General features: G+C 42.0%; 9 protein-coding genes and 1 rRNA gene. 2 read left to right on the top strand and 8 right to left on the bottom strand.

Annotation, left to right across the window (positions count from 1 at the left end):
• Positions 1-1,171: 1,171 nt before the first annotated feature.
• From grxD to prfA, 3 genes are read right to left on the bottom strand one after another with little or no spacing between them, the layout of a single operon-like run.
• Entirely contained in the window at positions 1,172-1,507 is a 336-nt protein-coding gene (gene grxD, locus GKR41_RS00685) for a Grx4 family monothiol glutaredoxin (protein ID WP_226809933.1), read from the bottom strand.
• 42 nt (positions 1,508-1,549) lie between these two features.
• A complete protein-coding gene (locus GKR41_RS00690) occupies positions 1,550-2,473 on the bottom strand; it encodes a HemK/PrmC family methyltransferase (protein ID WP_226809935.1) in 924 nt (307 codons plus the stop codon).
• 7 nt (positions 2,474-2,480) lie between these two features.
• Positions 2,481-3,563, bottom strand: a complete 1,083-nt coding sequence (gene prfA / locus GKR41_RS00695) for a peptide chain release factor 1 (protein WP_226810201.1) — start codon at positions 3,561-3,563, stop codon at positions 2,481-2,483.
• A gap of 1,968 nt (positions 3,564-5,531) precedes the next feature.
• Between prfA and GKR41_RS00700 the strand changes: the two genes are divergently transcribed.
• The gene (locus tag GKR41_RS00700; RefSeq protein WP_420885667.1) at positions 5,532-7,352 is read left to right on the top strand and encodes an aminopeptidase P family protein; all 1,821 of its coding nucleotides are present in this window, start codon (positions 5,532-5,534) and stop codon (positions 7,350-7,352) included.
• 719 nt (positions 7,353-8,071) lie between these two features.
• Here the strand turns inward: GKR41_RS00700 and ychF are convergent.
• From ychF to rpe, 5 genes are all read right to left on the bottom strand, one after another.
• Entirely contained in the window at positions 8,072-9,166 is a 1,095-nt protein-coding gene (ychF, locus tag GKR41_RS00705; RefSeq protein ID WP_226809938.1) for a redox-regulated ATPase YchF, read from the bottom strand.
• Between the two features lie 1,912 nt (positions 9,167-11,078).
• Positions 11,079-11,780, bottom strand: a complete 702-nt coding sequence (locus tag GKR41_RS00710; RefSeq protein ID WP_226809939.1) for a uracil-DNA glycosylase — start codon at positions 11,778-11,780, stop codon at positions 11,079-11,081.
• A 482-nt stretch (positions 11,781-12,262) separates the two neighbouring features.
• Positions 12,263-13,060, bottom strand: coding sequence for an indole-3-glycerol phosphate synthase TrpC (gene trpC / locus GKR41_RS00715; RefSeq protein ID WP_226809941.1), 798 nt, complete (start codon positions 13,058-13,060; stop codon positions 12,263-12,265).
• A gap of 16 nt (positions 13,061-13,076) precedes the next feature.
• The gene (trpD, locus tag GKR41_RS00720; RefSeq protein ID WP_226809942.1) at positions 13,077-14,108 is read right to left on the bottom strand and encodes an anthranilate phosphoribosyltransferase; all 1,032 of its coding nucleotides are present in this window, start codon (positions 14,106-14,108) and stop codon (positions 13,077-13,079) included.
• A gap of 1,736 nt (positions 14,109-15,844) precedes the next feature.
• Positions 15,845-16,528 carry a ribulose-phosphate 3-epimerase gene (gene rpe / locus GKR41_RS00725; RefSeq protein ID WP_226809943.1) on the bottom strand — a complete coding sequence of 228 codons (684 nt, stop codon included), beginning with the start codon at positions 16,526-16,528 and terminating at the stop codon, positions 15,845-15,847.
• 1,605 nt (positions 16,529-18,133) lie between these two features.
• Between rpe and GKR41_RS00730 the strand changes: the two genes are divergently transcribed.
• A 16S ribosomal RNA gene (locus GKR41_RS00730) occupies positions 18,134-19,664 on the top strand.
• Positions 19,665-19,724 lie beyond the last annotated feature (60 nt).

Raw genomic sequence — 19,724 nt, forward strand, 5'->3', positions numbered from 1 at the left:
GCATATCTGTTAGCTTAAGCTACTAGTAGCTGAGATACTGTTACGTATTTTCTATGCGCTAACAAAATAATATACAATTTTCACCTTCTAGGTGAGAATTGTATATTATTTGTATGTAAAGATCTCGCCCATATACTTTATAAATTTCATTAAAAATGTGCTAAAAATTCTTTTCACTTAAAAATATAGATACGATAAATCGCTTGTTATTATTAGATGATTGAACTACTTAGGTTAGTGTACCTATCTAGTGAAATGCGCCGGTATGTAGGTTGTGTACGGGTTTTTAGTTATTAGATATGCTATTTACAGCATATAATTTGTTCTAATTTGTTGATAATGCCTATATCACGAAAAAATCTAAGTACCGATCAATGCAACATTATGCAATAATTTCAGCATGTCTATTAATATCTAACATCTGACTAAAAATATTCTCAGCTAAGAGAACAGTTACAGAGCCGTACACTTTATACTCTGCATAAAAGCCCATTACCTGCATCTAATCTACTTCAGCAGCTTGCTGATACAGAAGAAGACATGTAGGCCACGATAACTACTATTTATAACTTTCTATGACTTTTAGTGAACTTAAAACGTATATAACAGGGAGAAAATGAGAGGTAGATTATATTTTAATAATTATTTATTTAAATACGTCTCGGGTTCCTTCTACGATAGAAAGAGTTTTACTCTGAACCAGAATATATCTAGGAAAATATTATCTCACTATTAATCTCTTTTATATTATGAGGTGGCTATAAATTTCTGTTATTTGCGTAGATATTCATTCAGCGGCGCTTCTTAAACTATTAGAGCAAGTAGATACTATTGTTATGGCTAATGGCAGCAACCCGAGCAATCAAAATAATTACATCAGGTTATTTCCGATAGTCTATAAGCAATTCTAGCCATCGTTTTCATCGAAAAAAGCATAGCGTACGATCATATCGTCATCTAAAAAATAGGCAGCTGGCTCGGGTTGGTTTGATATCGCGAGGATTATAGTGATTCACTAACTGTTGCACGTGTTATCGTTAATAGCCCTCAGTATATTGAGAGCCAGCCGACAGAAGAAATAATTAGATGGCTTTCCACGCTGTCTATTTTCGCAATGAACGAAGAACATCGGAGCTAATCGGCACCGTGGAACACTCTAGCATTGAGCAAATTAGCTGTCGTGTCGAGACGACGTGCATGCATTAGCAAATAGTTGTTGTAATTCTCCAGATTGATACAATTCAATCATAATATCTAAGCCACCAATGAATTCGCCGTTTACATACAACTGGGGAATTGTAGGCCAGTTCGAAAATATTTTAATACCCTGCCGCATTTCTTCGTCCTCTAAAACATTAACTGTATGTATTGAATTAATGCCGCACGCTTTTAAGATCTGGATAGCCCGACCAGAAAAACCACACATTGGAAATTGTTCGGTACCTTTCATAAATAACCCAACTCGATAATCGCCGATGATTTTCTTAATGCGCTCTTGCGTATCCATAAATAACCTTTATTTAATTATGATAGAGAATTTTTTTCTGCTTCATTTGTCGTATGGTCTGCTTACACTACCACCAGTAACGCGTTCGATGCCAGCTAGATCCCGTACTGAGTGTATTGAATAAAGTCCGTATGTATTAAGCAGAGAACGCACTTCTTTCGCTTGATTATGCCCGTGTTCTATCCATATCTTGCCACCGGGCGCTAGCCATGTTACGGAGCTAGCGATGATCGTACGAATTGCACTAAGCCCATCTGCATAGTCGGTCAGAGCATCTAGCGGCTCGAAGAGTAAGTCACCTTCACAGAGGTGAGGGTCTAATATACTGATATAAGGTGGATTACTGACAATAACATCAAATTGCACCGGAACAGAGAAATACGATTTATTAAGCGCTTTGAACCAATCGCCACAGCATAATGTAAGTCGGGATTGTGTTGGGTGACTCGAAAAAACAGAGTGATGATGATTAGCCAACCTTGGTGGAGGTAGCATAAGTGCTGCATCGCCAAGCAAGCGCTTCGCGTTGCGGCATGCAATATTTAACGCATCAGTACAACAATCAGTAGCAACTATCTGTGCATCTGGTCGCGCATAAGCAATCGCGATCGCGATTGCTCCGCTGCCAGTACCAAGATCAAGTATGCGAGGAAGAGAAATTTTTTGTACCGCATCTAGTACACACTCGACTAATAGTTCTGTCTCTGGGCGCGGGATTAGTACGTGCCGCGTTACGTCAAAGTCAAGCCCAAAGAATTCACGCGAACCTACTAGTTGCGCGATTGGCTTGCCTGAGATACGTTGTGCTTGCAACGCTAGAAAGCGTTCTGACAAGTCGTTAGGCAGTAATTCATTGGCACGAGTGATTAGCGCGGTGCGGGGCCAATTTAGCACATAAGAGAGCAAAATACGAGCTTCTAGTGGGGTGAGCGGCGAAGATCCCAGCAATTTCGCGACGCAACTCATGATGAGATTAGTGGGTTTCGCCCATCGTAGAGAGAAGCTCGGCCTGATGTTCAGAGACGAGCGCATTAATAAGCGTATCTAAATCACCATCCATAATCTGTTCCAGCTTATACAGGGTCAGGTTAATTCTATGATCGGTTAATCGGCCCTGTGGAAAGTTATAAGTCCGAATGCGCGCAGATCGATCACCCGATCCTATAAGGCTTTTACGCGTGGCAGCCTCCTTTGAATGCTGTTCCTGGTATTGCTTATCTTTAATGCGGGCTGCTAGCACTTTCAGCGCGCGGTCCTTATTTTTGTGTTGTGAACGATCGTCTTGGCATTCCACCACAATTCCGCTTGGAATATGTGTAATGCGTACTGCTGAATCAGTCTTATTAATATGCTGGCCGCCGGCTCCGGACGCCCTAAATGTATCAATCCGAAGATCGGCAGGATTAAGCGCGATCTCGGTGAGCTCATTCGCTTCTGGCATCACAGCAATTGTGCAGGCTGAAGTGTGAATCCGTCCCTGCGTTTCAGTGGCCGGAACACGCTGAACACGATGCCCACCTGACTCGAATTTAAGCCGAGAATAGACATCTTGACCAATAATTCGAATAATTACTTCCTTGTAACCACCTAGGTCCGAAGTACTCTCTGATATCATCTCAACATTCCAGCGATGGCGTTCTGCATACCGTAGATACATGCGAAGAAGATCACCAGCAAAGAGTGCGCTCTCCTCACCGCCGGTACCTGCTCGGATTTCCACGAAGATGTTGCGCTCGTCGTTCGGATTCTTCGGCAGCAGCATTTTCTGTAAATCGTGCTCTAGTTGATCAATTCGGCTTCGTGCCGCACTAAGTTCATCCTCTGCAAACTCCCGCATCGACGGATCATCTAGAAGTTCCTGTGCGGTTGCCTCATCGTTGCAAGCGGACCTCCACTTTGTGTATTGCTCAACTACTAGAACGAGCTCAGCGTGCTCACGGGCTAGCTTACTGTATTTCTCGACATCGGACACGATATCTTTACGTGACAGTAATTCATTCCATTCTGGCAGCCGCTTAGTTAGCTGCTCTAACTTACTCTGCATATTTGGTTTCATCAGCACATCCAGAAAAGGTGCAAACAGAGTCACATTCAATAGAAAACAAAATATGCTTATCTGTTACGAATACTCAAGGGGGGGGCTGCGTACCGGTAAAACTCGGCATCAGATTAATCAGTATGTCGCAATTACCGTGGACATGTAGATCACTGCATGTATTAGCGGGCCATGAGAAAACTTTTTAATTAGCACTCCGATAGCATCTTAAGCGCTGCCGATAGATCTACTGACAAACACCAGCATTCCTATGTACGAGTTCATTTTATGCCGTTTAACCATCTAATAATTAACTTTGGCTAATTTTTTCGTATATTGACTATGGGCTCAAGGACACTATGACAATAATTAGGATAATAGACGTTGTACACGAGAGATACTATTGAGCTTGTGGAAATAAAAGGTAGCCAGCAACTATAATTGCTTTAGCGATAAAGTGTCTATCAAGCTTTTACCGTACTTTACTGTATGGTTATTAACAATCGGCTTATATAGATTCTATATGAAAGATGCATGGCACATAGCTCCTCGCTGACATAGATAAACAATACGAATTGACTAGCAATATCTTTAAACATTTTATATTCAAGCGATATTTCTATCGAAACCATCAATACCGAATATACATTGATCTCTATCTGATTAGTACTTTATGGGCTATGTACCGCTTTCGCGCGGTATGAAATTGAGTTTGTCCTCTTTATAAAATCTAAGCTTCGATTAGCACTCTGAAATCTAGAATCTAGACCGAATACCACTTATATCGCGCGATGGACTTCTTTCTTCGTATTGAAACAGAGTATAAGTATGCGGAATAGGCGACTCAAGTAGAATCTGGCAAGAGCTCGAAAACCGCGAGATTACATGTTTACTACCATATTCTCATCGGTTAAGCGGTATCGGACTTAAGTCCAGATATAGGTCGTCGATATCATAATTCAGTTAGTATTTCTTACCTACATACGGCATATGAGAGTGCGCCCAGTACCGAAAGGACGTGCGCATCTTCTCATTTGATTTATAGTAATTAACTAACACTCGCTAAAATAAAAGTAAAGTTAGTATATATTGTGGCTGACTCACATTTTTATCCTAGATAGAAAATGTGAGTAACCAAGGTTTTTTCTATCAAGTGAAGCATGTCGGTCATCAAATTGCGGGATCTTCAGTTATAAAAGCACCCCTTGTGTGATAGTCCACGACTAATAATATCGCTTTTCGCTATTTTATAGACGTTGATCTACCATATAGATCGTTTTTGGTAGTAATTATTACTAGCACCACTCATCTTCCCATCTCACTAACTGACGAGATTTCGATTAGTGACGGAGTGATGATCTCTGGCATTACAAGAAGCGCATTTAGAGATGCGACGAGGTAGTTATAAAGTATACTAATGGATATTAGCTAGTCGCCCTATGTAGACAGCATCTCATAACTTTGTATTGATATCTAAACTAGGATTAGATCATTATCTAAAATAAAAAAGCTATTTTTAATGTTAGAATTGCATCTACTTTATAGTGCGCATCACCTTTCTAATCTCGAGGCCAGAATTAACCGGACTTGTTGTAATTAAAGATTATTCGCCGTTTATCTGATACTGATTAAAATCAGAAAAACCACTCATGATTCACATCCAGCACGAAATGTCTACCGTAATATTCATTAGACGAATACGACAGTATATAACCTTATGCCAATAGATTGAATTAGTACACTGTTTTTTGGTGTCGAGATTTAAGACCTCGTCTAATAATTATAATAGCTTTTATATTCAGCATGCCGATATCCGGCATGCCCGTGTTTATTGTTAGCAGTGCTGACTGCGGTTCTGGTTAAAATAAAGTATATCGTGCTAGCGTTGCACAAGAAGGCACGCTGCTCGTACAAGAGACGTATGTGCTCAGCGTATGATGATCCTAAGATCGTCTAATTTAGATTATATTTTTCACGATAGTGAGCTCAATAAATACCCGACAACCTACTGACGATCAGGTACCCACTTCCTATGAAAAGCTAGCACAGCTGCGATATGCGATGAAACACGCTAATCTAGACGCATATATCATTCTGTCTGCCGATCCACATTTATCTGAATACTTACCGCAATTCTGGCAAGGCTGCACATGGTTGTCTGGCTTTACTGGCTCATCTGGTTTGTTAGTTGTAACGTCTAATTTTGCTGGACTTTGGACCGATAGCCGATACTGGGTGCAAGCTGCTGTAGAACTAGCTGACAGCGATATTGAGCTGATAAAAATGTCAGCTGGGCAAGAATTATATTACATAGACTGGCTCGTTACACATATGGCAGCTGGTGCTCAGGTTGGCGTAGATGGCAGAACGCTAAATCTATCCGATTCGCGTGTCCTGCAAGTTGCACTGCAGGCTCATAACATGCAACTGCATCTAGATGTGGACCTGCTCGAACTAATCTGGGAAGAACGACCAGTTCTACCCAGACTACCAGTGTATGAGCACGATTACTTCTACGCGCCGGTAGCACGCATACAAAAGCTCGATCAAATACGGAGCATAATGCGTGACAAAGATGCGCAGTGGCATTTTGTTTCCACCTTAGATGATATTGCATGGATTTTCAATCTTCGCGGTACCGATATAAGTTATAGTCCCACATTCGTCGCACATGCATTGATTGGTCTACAACATGTGACACTGTACACACCTGATGGCAAGATCGATACGCCGTTGCGCAATAAACTAGCACAGGATAGTATACGTGTTGCCTCATACGGAAACGCATTGGCAGAGTTAGCAGAGATTTCACCCGGAAGCAGACTACTAATCGACCCCCGCCGTGTAACATGTGGACTAATGCGAGCTGTACACCCTGGTGTAAGATTAGTTGAAATGGTAAATCCGTCAATTTTTGCAAAGTCCTGCAAAACAGAATCGGAAGTCATGCATGTGCGAGCGACCATGGAGCAAGATGGTGTAGCGCTCGCGGAATTTTTTGCGTGGCTCGAGCAGGCTCTTGGGCGTGAGCATATCACTGAGTTGACGATCGACGAAAAACTTACTGAAGCGCGAGCGCGCCGGCTCGATTTCATGTGTCTTAGCTTTCCGACAATTGCTGCTTTTAACGCCAATGGCGCGATGCCGCACTATCGTGCGACACCAAAGTCGCATGCCTTAATCAAAGGCGACGGTCTACTGTTGATCGACTCTGGCGGACAGTATCTAGGTGGCACTACCGATGTTACACGCGTTGTACCGGTGGGTCAGATTAGTGCTAAACAGAAACACGATTTTACGTTAGTACTTAAGGGTATGATTGCGCTGTCTCGCATGAAATTTCCTCGTGGTATCTGCTCACCTATGCTAGACGCTATAGCGCGAGCACCAATTTGGGACGCATATATCGACTTTGGTCACGGAACTGGTCATGGGGTCGGCTATTTTTTAAATGTGCACGAAGGGCCGCAGATGATTTCGCATCATGTATCGCCAGAGTGCCACATGGCGATGGAAAAAGGCATGATTACCTCAAACGAGCCTGGCATATACCGTCCAGGTAGATGGGGTGTCCGTATTGAGAACCTACTGCTGAATTGGCCTATTCGTACGACTGAGTTCGGCGAATTCCTCTGCTTTGAAACGCTAACACTATGCCCAATCGATATTCGCTGTATCGATCGCTCTTTGCTACGTGTAGATGAAATATCCTGGCTAAACGATTATCATGTACAGGTGCGTAAGAGAGTTGGCCCACATTTAAGTGGAGACTCTAAATCGTGGATCGAAACACGTACTGAGGCAATTTGAACCTTAAGTCAGCACCAGAAGTAATCAAGTTCATTTTGGCGATATCTATGCTCGCTGACTTTACATAGCCGAGTGATAGTTATTGAACAATATTCATTCAGAGTCATTGTTAAACATTATAGTGTATGTAGCAACCTAGTAAGAAAATTTCGCTAACGAGCAATTACTATCACTAATAGGATTATGACGGAATATCTGTGACGCACGAAATACTCTACTACTCGGATTTTAAATAGTTTTTAGAAAAAGAAGTTATTTCGAGCAGATTTTCGACAGTTTGTATTCAACTATTGTTCGTAACAGAAAATCCATAATGCCCTATTCTGCTGAATATTTGTTCGTTAGTAGCTAACGAACAACAGCTCTAATTTTTATAGAGCCGTTTAACTATATAAACAAGTATATTGAGCACAATAAGTCTAGCTATTTATCTGCACACCATAAAAAGACTCGGCTGTTATACCTTCGTCTTGATGATTCCGTGAATTACTGGTTGTACTATATCTAATAGATAATTATGGAGCCGTTAGCTAACCAAGCTCTTTCTAGAGTTCTAATATTCATTGATGCTGAGACGCTCGACTAAACAAGTGCTAAAAATCTATGCATATTCATCACAGCATAGCTTAAGGCTTATGTTAAAATAGACTGCGTATAAATCAATCACGTAGTTTTAAGAGAAGCAATATTTGCAATATTGCGTGCTAGTCCCGGCATTTTTAAGTGCTTAACAGAAAGTTGCACACATCCCCATCCTGCACAAGATACTCTTTTCCTTCGGCTCGCATTTTGCCTGCCTCTTTCGCGCCTTGTTCTCCTTTATAGACTATGTAATCATCGTACGAAATTGTCTGAGCTCGGATGAATCTACGTTCAAAGTCCGTATGAATAATGCTAGCTGCACGCTTTGCGGTATCACCAGCATAGATAGTCCAGGCACGTACCTCTTTAAAACCAGCTGTAAAGAATGTCTGTAGCCCAAGCAGCTTAAAGCCTGCCCGGATCACACGATCTAGTCCAGACTCAGACATGCCCATATCGGTTAAAAAAATGCTTTTTTCATTCTTCGGTAACGCAGCAATTTCCGCTTCGATAGAGGCACAAACGGAAATGACTGACGAGCCCTCTTTTTCTGCATAGCTACGAACCGTATCAAGGTGCTTATTATTCTCGAAACCATCCTCATGGATGTTAGTAACATACATCATCGGCTTTGCGGTAATTAGGCAAAATGGCTTAATTAATGCGCGTTCGTTATCGGAAAGTTCCATCAAACGAACTAAACGTACCTCGTCTAGCTGCGCACGCACTTTCTCTAGCACAGCAGCTATCTTAGATACATCCTTATTATTAGACGATCCTGTTATTTTTGCATGGCGCGAAAGTGCTTTCTCGACAGTCGATAGATCAGCTAATGCTAGTTCGGTATGAATAACTTCAATATCCGCTAGCGGATCTACTTTTCCGGAGACGTGAATTATATGATCGTCATCAAAGCAGCGAACTACATGCGCGATCGCATTCATTGCGCGGATATTAGAAAGGAATTGATTACCGAGACCAGCGCCCTTGCTGGCGCCTGCGACAAGCCCAGCAATATCGACGAACTCAACGACTGCCGGCCGGATGCGCTCAGGCCTTACAATCTGTGCTAAAGCATCGAGCCGCGGATCTGGTACCTCGACTACACCAACATTCGGTGTGATAGTGCAAAATGGATAGTTCTCAGTAGGAATACCTGCCTTAGTAAGTGCGTTAAAGAGGGTGGACTTGCCGACGTTAGGTAAGCCGATAATGCCGCATTTGAGACTCATAGAAAACTTTTGCGAATAACATGTAGCACACAAGTAAAAGCTTTTTATCGAAATCAGCTTTACTTAGAAATATTAAAAAGTCGAAACTAGAATCAACTACACAGATTAAAATACTATCCTATATCCTAGCTTTATTGATAATAATTTCAACTCTTTCGAGTGGAACCCGCTTTGTGTTTTACAGTCCCTTTTATGAGGGAATATAAACGACAGTTGATGACTTTAGAGAATTTTCTCATGCTCAGTAAGATTTTGATAAGAAGAGAATTAACCTTTTAGGTTAGGTTGGGCTGAGAGTTTCTACTAGATAAATCAATATTTTCTACAAAGACCCTAAATAATACATAAGCACGAAGTATTGCACTTCAATAGCGATAAATATTTTATTTAAATAATCTACTATTATATGGAATGTAAAATGCTTGGCTACAAATGCTCCTAGACTTTTCTCTGTTCGTTTATTAGTGTGCAGACAGGGGGGGTAATTTTAGACATTCATAATGTTGCAACGTTACTAGAGGTAGTGAACTACAAATAACTATTTCATAGTCTTGGAAATTTAACGCCACTTAGATGTTATGATCATTCACGATAGTGGATATTCAGAAGCTGATTATCACGATAGATAGGCTGCAGAGGTTTTTATGCTTATTAAAAGTCTGGCTCCAGGAACTTGTAACATTGGGGTCGCAATAATACATGACTGTCTATCTTAGCGGTGCTTTTGGTATATAGGGATGCCAGTAATCTATTTTATTTCACTGATCTAAATTTATAAAATCTGCAGTGCGTAGTTTTCTTATTTTAACATACACATATACCAAAGATTTATTAAGATTTTAAGGTTAATTATTGACTGCTGAATAATCTACTTGATACTAGCTTCGCCTTATAAAAACCCAGTGAAAATGAATAATGCATATCAATACCCCTCGATAGACATTAGTTCTCTAGTATAGCTAGTACAATAACGCGCTACCAAGAAACTTGCAAAGTTTCTATTTATCCGGCTAATATCTATTTATATATTGAGTAAATTTGATTTGTTCTTCTATCACCTTAAAGTGACGGGAGCTTTCTATTTGTTCTAGTAAGCCTCGCCTTAGCAAATGCAAAGCTAGACCGTTAGTAGTTTATGCTGCTAATTTGAATGTTTAGCAATTACCTGATAGGCAAATTCATACGCTATGCTGTCATGCTAATATTACAAACTAGTCGGAGATAAATCTCTTATATCTCTATGAGACTGCGACTTTTTTGGGATTGCGATGCATATTATCTGGGAGCAGTCTATAATGCATAGAGCATAATTGTCGTGATACGCTTTTAGTACTATAGTTGATTACTCGGCTTTTAACTTGCCTATTTCAGCATAGATATACTATCGAAAGTCATCATAAGCATAAAATAGCAGTGCCACCCAACAGGCACGACTTCTTATTTATAGATGGTATCTAACGGAACTAAAAAACCAAAAGCGTTTATTTTCTGATACAAAAACTCTTATCTAAAGATAATATAATAAGCAAGATACGCTGCCAGATGTATTAATTGCTCTCATCATGCAACGCTAAACTAGCGTTAGCAGAATAAGGGTCTGCTAATAGCAGTAGACCACTTATTGAAAGCTATGATTAGGTGGCGCATCCCAGATTTAATAGTGCACTATTGCGCATAGGTTGTACATTAACTGATAATCTTATTTAGTGCGGCAACCTTTGTAGTGCCACTGTTTATATTGTTTTTCTGTACGGGCAGGGAGTGTATATCATAGTTGAGAGTAGTAATAAACCCCAGTGCTCTGCCAATAGCATCTGCAGGTACTTTTAAAATCCCATATTTATCCGAGCCTTAAGGCTTAAAAATTTTATTGGATAATCAAGAAAAATAAACAGAGTGCAATGTAGGCGGATTAGGGTATGCGCCAATCGACTGGCGCACGACCAGCATAGCGTAGATACTCATTCGTAAGCGCGAAGTGACGACAACCAAGGAAACCGCGATGCGCTGATAGCGGTGACGGATGTGGTGCTTCTAGAATACAATGACTAGGGCCTTGTACTAACTTTTTTTTTGATTGCGCATATGAGCCCCACAACATAAACACTAGGCTTTCGTGCTGCATAGAAAAGTGCTCGATCAGTGTGTCCGTGCATTGCTCCCAACCTTGCCTCGCATGGCTAGCTGCGCGATTTCGCTCAACAGTTAGTACTGTATTAAGCAGTAGAACCCCCTGCCAAGCCCAGTAATCTAGGCAGCCATGGCGTGGAATCGCATGGTTAAAAGTAGCGGCGTTTTCTTTAAAAATATTGCGTAATGACGGGGGGGGGCGGACACCTCGTGGAACGGAGAATGCTAGTCCGTGAGCTTGTGGTATGCCATTATCTTCGCCGTGATAGGGATCTTGACCTAATATGATTACCCGGACCTCGTCCGGAGACGTTAAATGTAACGATCGGAATACATCGCTTGGATACACTATCTTTCCACTGCTGCGTTCGCGGTCCACAAAATCGCACAAACGTGCGTATATCAAACTACCGATAAACGGCGCTAAGTATCTGTGCCACGCTGATGGAAGACAATTAAATTGTTGTTCGAGGGCTAGTGCCATTCAAAGTAGAGAGTTAACTAGGATAGTTATACCATCATGAACTTAGAAGATGGTGTTGGTGAGTCGATAAATTCGATAAATATAGAAGCTATTATCGCGATAAAGTAGCAATGGCAAGGTAAGATATTCCGATATAAGAGTATAGCTTACTGTTTTCCGATGCTTAGTAAATCGTCCTGTGACCATTTAGTGAATCCGTTATAACGGATAGGTTAATAACCGCACAATAAATGAACAGGAATGTCGATATATATAGCGGGCAGTGCGTCGAGTTTAAGTATCTCACTTAATACGGCTCTATTTACACACTCATAACCACTAACGCCGCTAAACTTAGATGACTATAATTAGCTCATAGGTTCATGGAAGTAGAATAAAGTAAGTGTAACGGATTCAACTATCGTAGCCACGAAAAAGGGCTATAGGTAGTCGCGACTTGCGAGTATATTTAATTAAGCTTTAAAGAACATTTTTTCATATACCTAGTAGTTCGAAAAAATATTAGCGAGAGCTGTACCAGGGTTGTCTTCACGCATCAATGCTTCGCCGATAAGGAAGGTATGAACGCCAGCAGCACGCATTCGCTCCGCATCAATACGTGTAAATATTCCCGACTCAGTTACCACGATACGCTCATCTGGAATCCTATCGAGAAGGCTCAGTGTAGTATCCAGCGTAACGGAAAATGTATGCAGATTACGATTGTTAATGCCGATTAGAGGTGTCTTAAGCGTTAAAGCTACATCCAGTTCGTCTGCGTTGTGCACCTCTACTAATACTGCAAGACCCAGTGAATATGCGTATTCCTCTAGCTCTCTTATCTGCACTGAGTCTAAGGCAGAAACGATTAATAGAATGCAATCAGCGCCTATTGCACACGATTCTAGCACTTGATATGAGTCGATAATAAAGTCCTTGCGCAGCACAGGCAGGGTGCAAGCGTCTCGAGCCAGCTGGAGATGGCGCGTGCTTCCCTGGAAAAACTTTTGATCGGTCAGTACCGACAAGCATGCGGCGCCATGCTGCTCATATGATCGGGCAATGTCTGCTGGCGCGAAGGTACTACGTAACTCTCCCTTAGAGGGGCTGGCTTTTTTTAGCTCAGCGATGATTGCTGGCTGTTCCATCGCGTGCTTGGCACGTAACGCCGCAGTAAAATCGCGTAGTTCGCCGCGACGAACGTAAGCGTTGAGTTTTAATTCTTCTAGGGACGCACTTACTTGGGCAGCACGAATCTCATCGCGCTTAACTGCAATAATGCGATTGAGAATATCAGTCATGATAGTACTATTTGTTTTAATAACTTAACTGCTGGGTGAAGCGGACAAGCGCATCTACCTTTGCACGAGCAGCTCCACTGATAATTGCCTCACGTGCTTTATTAATTCCCTCTTTAATCGAAGGGGTAACATTAGCGGTATACAGCGCAGTACCGGCATTAAGCGTAACAATTTCTCTGGCTATGCCCGGTATATTGTTCAGTGCGCTGAGCAGCATTGTTTTTGATTCATCCGCATTCGAGACTTTGAGGGAGCGATTTGATGCCATTTGCAAGCCAAAATCCTCGGGATGAATCTTGTATTCATATACCTGGCCATTGCGTAACTCGCCGACCTGTGTCGGCGCGCCAAGTGATACCTCGTCCATCCCATCACATCCGTAAACGACTAGCACATGGTTTGCGCCAAGCCGTTGCATCACTCGGACTTGAATACCAACTAAATCTTGATGAAATACTCCTTGTAGTTGATTTGGCGTTCCAGCTGGATTAGTTAATGGTCCCAGTATATTAAAAATCGTTCGCGCCCCCATTTCTCGCCGAATAGATGCGACGTTTTTCAGCGCTGGATGGTAGTTCGGCGCGAACATGAAGCCCATACCGGTCGTTTCGATAGACTGCGACACCTCTTCCGGCGTTAAATTAATGTTAACGCCGAGTGCCTCGAGCACGTCTGCGCTTCCGAACTTAGACGATACGCCACGATTTCCATGCTTAGCGACTTTTGCGCCCGCTGCAGCAGTTACAAACATTGTTGCTGTAGAAATATTAAAAGTTTGCGAGCTATCACCACCAGTGCCTACGATATCGACAAAGTGTTGGTTATTGGATATCTGAACGTGATTAGAAAACTCACGCATGACGATTGCCGCTGCGGTAATTTCTCCGATTGTCTCCTTTTTTACGCGAAGCCCGGTAATAATAGCGGACACCATGATCGGTGACATTTCTCCACGTATGATCATTCGCATTAGGTGCAACATCTCGTGATGGAAGATCTCGCGGTGCTCAATGGTGCGCTGCAGTGCTTCCTGTGGGGTGATTGACATCCATTTCTCCGTGCGGGGTTAGACTGGTGATCTGCGGCCACAAGGACATCGCCCCGTACTTGGGGGGCGGTGCATCAGGAAGTAGCACAACAGTGCGGCTTTAAGCAATGCAAGCATCCATAGGGGCAATGCCCTGCTTATATAGGATTAACTCTAGGTGAAACTTTGCACACCTAACGGCAGCCTCTTGCATCGCAAGCCCATGATTTCTCGATCGTTGGTGTATGCAAAGATCTCCGGCCAATCGGGCAATATATGCCGTAATCGGTCTTAATTTTGGCACTGACTATGCTACAAGATATTGTCTTGGCTCGCGAGATGTGATGGTTAAGTATACTGCGAGTCTTTCGCGCCGCTTTTGTTATTTCAGTAGGCTCAAACTTTCTATTTAATGCAGAAAAATACTAGACGAGGTGATGAGTCTACGCATTACAGTTATCGATCATATAGCAATATACAATACCTAATAGACTTTTTATAAACCAAAAATCATTGCATGCAACCGTCATTTTTCGAACCTTCTGAATACTAGGTTATACAATGCAAGCGAAATAAAACATAAATGTTACTCCATGATGGGTAAGAGAAAGTAGCTGCCATTTTAAAGGCAAGATAATAGATGAGTAGTTTAGGTGTGATATAGTGGTATTTAGTTATTACTATCATCGGAAATCCCCACTGCGGTACTGGAAGAGTTGTAACCTTACCACTAGGACAGCAAGAGCTAGTATGGCAACAAAATAAGTAGATGGGCTACAATGACATTTCACCGCTAGGTGAGATCAACTTAGATAACAAACCAGTAATATTTGAAATAAGAGACTCAGTATAATGTGTGAGTTTATTTTTAATAAGTATTAAGTCTTATGCACAACCTTGTCGACCTAAATAACGCGGATTAGTTTTTTGTGTCGTGCTAAATCCCATTGTTTCTAACTTACTTAATCAAGTTTAATCAGGTCATTAATACAGGCAGAGCTGTGTAAGATCTATATCTAGATATGTCTTGTAATTCTAGATATGTCTTGTAATTGCCATGCAGCGCACAATATGGCATACATTTTATTTTTATTTTACTAATTTTGATTTAGGTACAAGATTACCACCAATATGGTACCACCCAAAGGTGTCAGTCACCACAGCCGGTCACCTCGGTTGACATCGTGAACTTTAGATCCATATAGGTACTATAGACATAGTCCTGGAGTGGTTTCGAATCTGCTACATAGAAATATATTAGTTGATTTTATGCATTACACTGAAACAGTCGATTTACATGCTAGACGTCGATGCACTCAGTCCCCGGTATAATCAGAGATTCAGTGGATTTGTGCAGCAGGCGTGTAGGCGTATTTATAATAACTCTAATATATACCCAAGGATGTATATTAATATAAATCTATCTGTCAAGTTGACTATGATCATCATCACCTTTTTATCAAAATCAGATTTTTGACAAGGCGTATTACATTTCAGCTAAAGTATCGCTCTAGACCGGAGTAGTGTAGAATGAATGTATGCTAGCCCAAAAATTGCTATTTTGAGTACCGAAAAGACTATGCGATGAACACGCATCGGTCGCTTTGAAGGATCAATAACTTATATCTCTCTTGCACGCTACCCAGTAGCCCTAATTTCTGGGATATTGCTTCGTGCGCAATAAGGTTTTATAAACTGGTCAAAATAAATGGCGGTTAAAGTTTTTGATGTCGATAACTGACTTCTCGAGGGGTGATTCATTTTTCATTCAGTGACACTAGTGCGCATCGCATCTCGTAGATTACTTGCTGATAATCTGATTGATTAAAGATTGCCGAACCAGCGACAAATGTATCAGCACCGGCTTCTGCAATCTGCGCAATATTGCTAGATTTTACGCCGCCGTCAACTTCCAGATGAATCTGGCGACCTGTCCGCGCTGAATATATGTTAATGCGCTGCCGCGCATCGCGCAGTTTATTCAGTACTTCTGGAATAAATAACTGTCCACTGAACCCGGGATTTACGAGCATGATTAGAACCAAATCGATGCGACTCATCGCCTGATCTAGGTAGTTCAATGAGGTAGTGGGATTGAATGCTAATCCCGCTTTGCAACCGTGATCTCGGATAAGAGATAGGGTACGATCGACATGTTCAGATGCTTCGGGGTGGAAACTGATCACGTCCGCGCCTGCTCTTGCGAAATCCGGAATAAGGCGATCCACTGGACGCACCATTAGATGGACATCAATTGGTACCCTAATGTGTGGGCGGATAGCCTTGCATACCATTGGGCCAATTGTCAAGTTAGGAACATAATGGTTATCCATTACATCAAAGTGAATCAAGTCGCCGCCGGCGGCGATAACATTACGCACTTCCTCGCCAAGGCGTGCAAAGTCAGCTGAAAGAATGCTTGGAGCAATGCGAAAGATCATCTCAGAATTCGCTAGCGGGTGCTGAAGGTAAATAAAGTATTACTCGCATGAGTGCCACGTAATTATACTAGAATATTAATTAATATCTATTATATGAGTTTTTAGGCTACGTTAGCGTTACAGCATATTAATATAAAACTATAGCGCATCGTGGATAATTATATTGATGTATATCAAAAAAGTGAAATATTTAGACATAGATATGTTTTACATAAATTATTTTTTGTCTTCATAGCACATTCTTTAAATAAATCAAAGATCGAGTAAGTCTGAATCAAATATCTAGTGTGTAAGTACACTATAGATTATCGTCAACATATGCTGCCCATATATGATAATATGCAGTGTTAGACAAGAAGTTCATGGATGATTTTATCTCATTGAATAGACAGTAATGCTAGAAAATTAGAAGATTAGACATTATAAAATCTTCTTGTGTTCGTTATTCTCGTGACCAAGAAAATGATTTAAATACATGGTTACACCGTTACTATAACTAACGCTGATCCATGATGTATGGAATAAGTGCCTGTGCGCAGCTGGGGAAAGTATGTTCTGCTAAACACTTACGGCACCTAGATCAATACTAAATACTATCTAGCAAAACGCGCTGCAGAATATCAATCTCGCCTTACAGAAGCAAAGTTACAGAGTAAACAGGCTACATATAAGCAATTCGATCAGTAATGGCACTTCAATTGTGAGTAATAGCTACCGGTAAGCGGTAACAATTCAAATATGATAATTATTTTTAGAATAATAGATTTTGTTGGCATAAAAATTCATATAGGAATTTAGGAGTAGGGGTGGGGGGCTGAAGTAAATGATTATGAAGCATCTCCTGATCATATATAAACTCATACCCTTATTCTTTTCTGTAATACTTTTCACAAAGGTGTGCTGAGTACCTATATATAATACCCGAATCGTGCGGCATGAGGAAATCAATGGACTTTTGTAGAAGCATGAAGATAAAAACGACAGACTTATGCTTAGCTAAATTTTATAAATTTACCCAAAACAAAGTATTAACCAAAAGTACAGGATACTAAATAAGACTATTCAGCAAAAAGTTTGATATACTTCCGTATAAAAACTTATTGACTTTTGCATCTCAATGCTCTAACTTCAAATGTTTCCGAAGACTCAGAAAAAGAGAGTATCGACTCTAATTTTGGGATTAATTAAAGATAGTAAGTCACTAAATTTGTGATATAAATAGCGTTATACAGGAAGATAATAAATAATTATGCCCCAAAGAGCCTAATAAGATTTTTAAGAAAGTTTTTAAGAAAGCTCTTGACGTTTCGCAGCATTACATTGAGAATGTTAGTTCTTTGCTAATACTATGGCAAAGTGTCGAGAGTACTTTAGCTCAAATAACTGAGCTAAAGTAAGCTCAGTACAACGTTCTTTAAAAAAGTAACAGCCGATAAGTGTGGGTACTTGATGGCTAGACTAGCTACACCCTATGTTCTACACTGGGTGTAGAAAATCAAAGAAAATCATCAAGTCTCATGCAAAATAAAAAACAAGTTTTAAAAAACTTGTCAATGTTTTGGGTTGAGCGACAAAGCTTAAAAAGCTTAAATAAGTAACAGGTTTAAACTAAAGAGTTTGATCCTGGCTCAGATTAAACGCTGGCGGCATGCCTTACACATGCAAGTCGAACGGCAACGCGGGCTTCGGCCTGGCGGCGAGTGGCGAACGGGTGAGTAATACATCGGAACGTGTCTTAGAGTGGGGGATAGCCCGGCGAAAGCCGAATTAATACCGCATACACTCTCAAGAGAAAAGCGGGGGACCTTCGGGCCTCGCGCTCAAAGAGCGGCCGATGGCAGATTAGCTAGTTGGTAGGGTAAAGGCTTACCAAGGCGACGATCTGTAGCTGGTCTGAGAGGACGGTCAGCCACACTGGGACTGAGACACGGCCCAGACTCCTACGGGAGGCAGCAGTGGGGAATTTTGGACAATGGGGGAAACCCTGATCCAGCAATGCCGCGTGTGTGAAGAAGGCCCTCGGGTTGTAAAGCACTTTTGTCCGGAAAGAAAGCAATTTAGTTAATACCTAAATTGGATGACGGTACCGGAAGAATAAGCACCGGCTAACTACGTGCCAGCAGCCGCGGTAATACGTAGGGTGCGAGCGTTAATCGGAATTACTGGGCGTAAAGCGTGCGCAGGTGGTTTGCTAAGACCAATGTGAAATCCCCGGGCTTAACCCGGGAACTGCATAGGTGACTGGCAGTCTAGAGTATGGCAGAGGGAGGTAGAATTCCACGTGTAGCAGTGAAATGCGTAGAGATGTGGAGGAATACCAATGGCGAAGGCAGCCTCCTGGGTCAATACTGACGCTCATGCACGAAAGCGTGGGGAGCAAACAGGATTAGATACCCTGGTAGTCCACGCCCTAAACAATGTCAACTAGTTGTTGGGGATTTATTTCCTTAGTAACGTAGCTAACGCGTGAAGTTGACCGCCTGGGGAGTACGGTCGCAAGATTAAAACTCAAAGGAATTGACGGGGACCCGCACAAGCGGTGGATGATGTGGATTAATTCGATGCAACGCGAAAAACCTTACCTACCCTTGACATGGTCGAAACTCTACTGAGAAGTAGAGGTGCTTGAAAGAGAATCGGCGCACAGGTGCTGCATGGCTGTCGTCAGCTCGTGTCGTGAGATGTTGGGTTAAGTCCCGCAACGAGCGCAACCCTTGTCCCTAGTTGCTACGCAAGAGCACTCTAAGGAAACTGCCGGTGACAAGCCGGAGGAAGGTGGGGATGACGTCAAGTCCTCATGGCCCTTATGGGTAGGGCTTCACACGTCATACAATGGTCGGAACAGAGGGTTGCCAACCCGCGAGGGGGAGCTAATCCCAGAAAACCGATCGTAGTCCGGATTGTAGTCTGCAACTCGACTGCATGAAGCTGGAATCGCTAGTAATCGCGGATCAGCATGTCGCGGTGAATACGTTCCCGGGTCTTGTACACACCGCCCGTCACACCATGGGAGTGGGTTTTACCAGAAGTGGCTAGTCTAACCGCAAGGAAGACGGTTACCACGGTAGGATTCATGACTGGGGTGAAGTCGTAACAAGGTAGCCGTATCGGAAGGTGCGGCTGGATCACCTCCTTTCTAGAGAAAATGTCTATCTGCAAGTACCCACACTTATCGGCTGTAAAGTCACGGGGGACA

This window comes from Candidatus Vallotia laricis (assembly GCF_020541325.1).
Classification (GTDB): domain Bacteria; phylum Pseudomonadota; class Gammaproteobacteria; order Burkholderiales; family Burkholderiaceae; genus Mycetohabitans; species Mycetohabitans laricis.

What these genes read in the sequence shown, in the direction of transcription:
- grxD (WP_226809933.1), bottom strand. Translation starts at nt 1,507, where the DNA reads ATGGATACGCAAGAGCGCATTAAGAAAATCATCGGCGATTATCGAGTT.
- GKR41_RS00690 (WP_226809935.1), bottom strand. Translation starts at nt 2,473, where the DNA reads ATGAGTTGCGTCGCGAAATTGCTGGGATCTTCGCCGCTCACCCCACTA.
- prfA (WP_226810201.1), bottom strand. Translation starts at nt 3,563, where the DNA reads ATGAAACCAAATATGCAGAGTAAGTTAGAGCAGCTAACTAAGCGGCTG.
- ychF (WP_226809938.1), bottom strand. Translation starts at nt 9,166, where the DNA reads ATGAGTCTCAAATGCGGCATTATCGGCTTACCTAACGTCGGCAAGTCC.
- GKR41_RS00710 (WP_226809939.1), bottom strand. Translation starts at nt 11,780, where the DNA reads ATGGCACTAGCCCTCGAACAACAATTTAATTGTCTTCCATCAGCGTGG.
- trpC (WP_226809941.1), bottom strand. Translation starts at nt 13,060, where the DNA reads ATGACTGATATTCTCAATCGCATTATTGCAGTTAAGCGCGATGAGATT.
- trpD (WP_226809942.1), bottom strand. Translation starts at nt 14,108, where the DNA reads ATGTCAATCACCCCACAGGAAGCACTGCAGCGCACCATTGAGCACCGC.
- rpe (WP_226809943.1), bottom strand. Translation starts at nt 16,528, where the DNA reads ATGATCTTTCGCATTGCTCCAAGCATTCTTTCAGCTGACTTTGCACGC.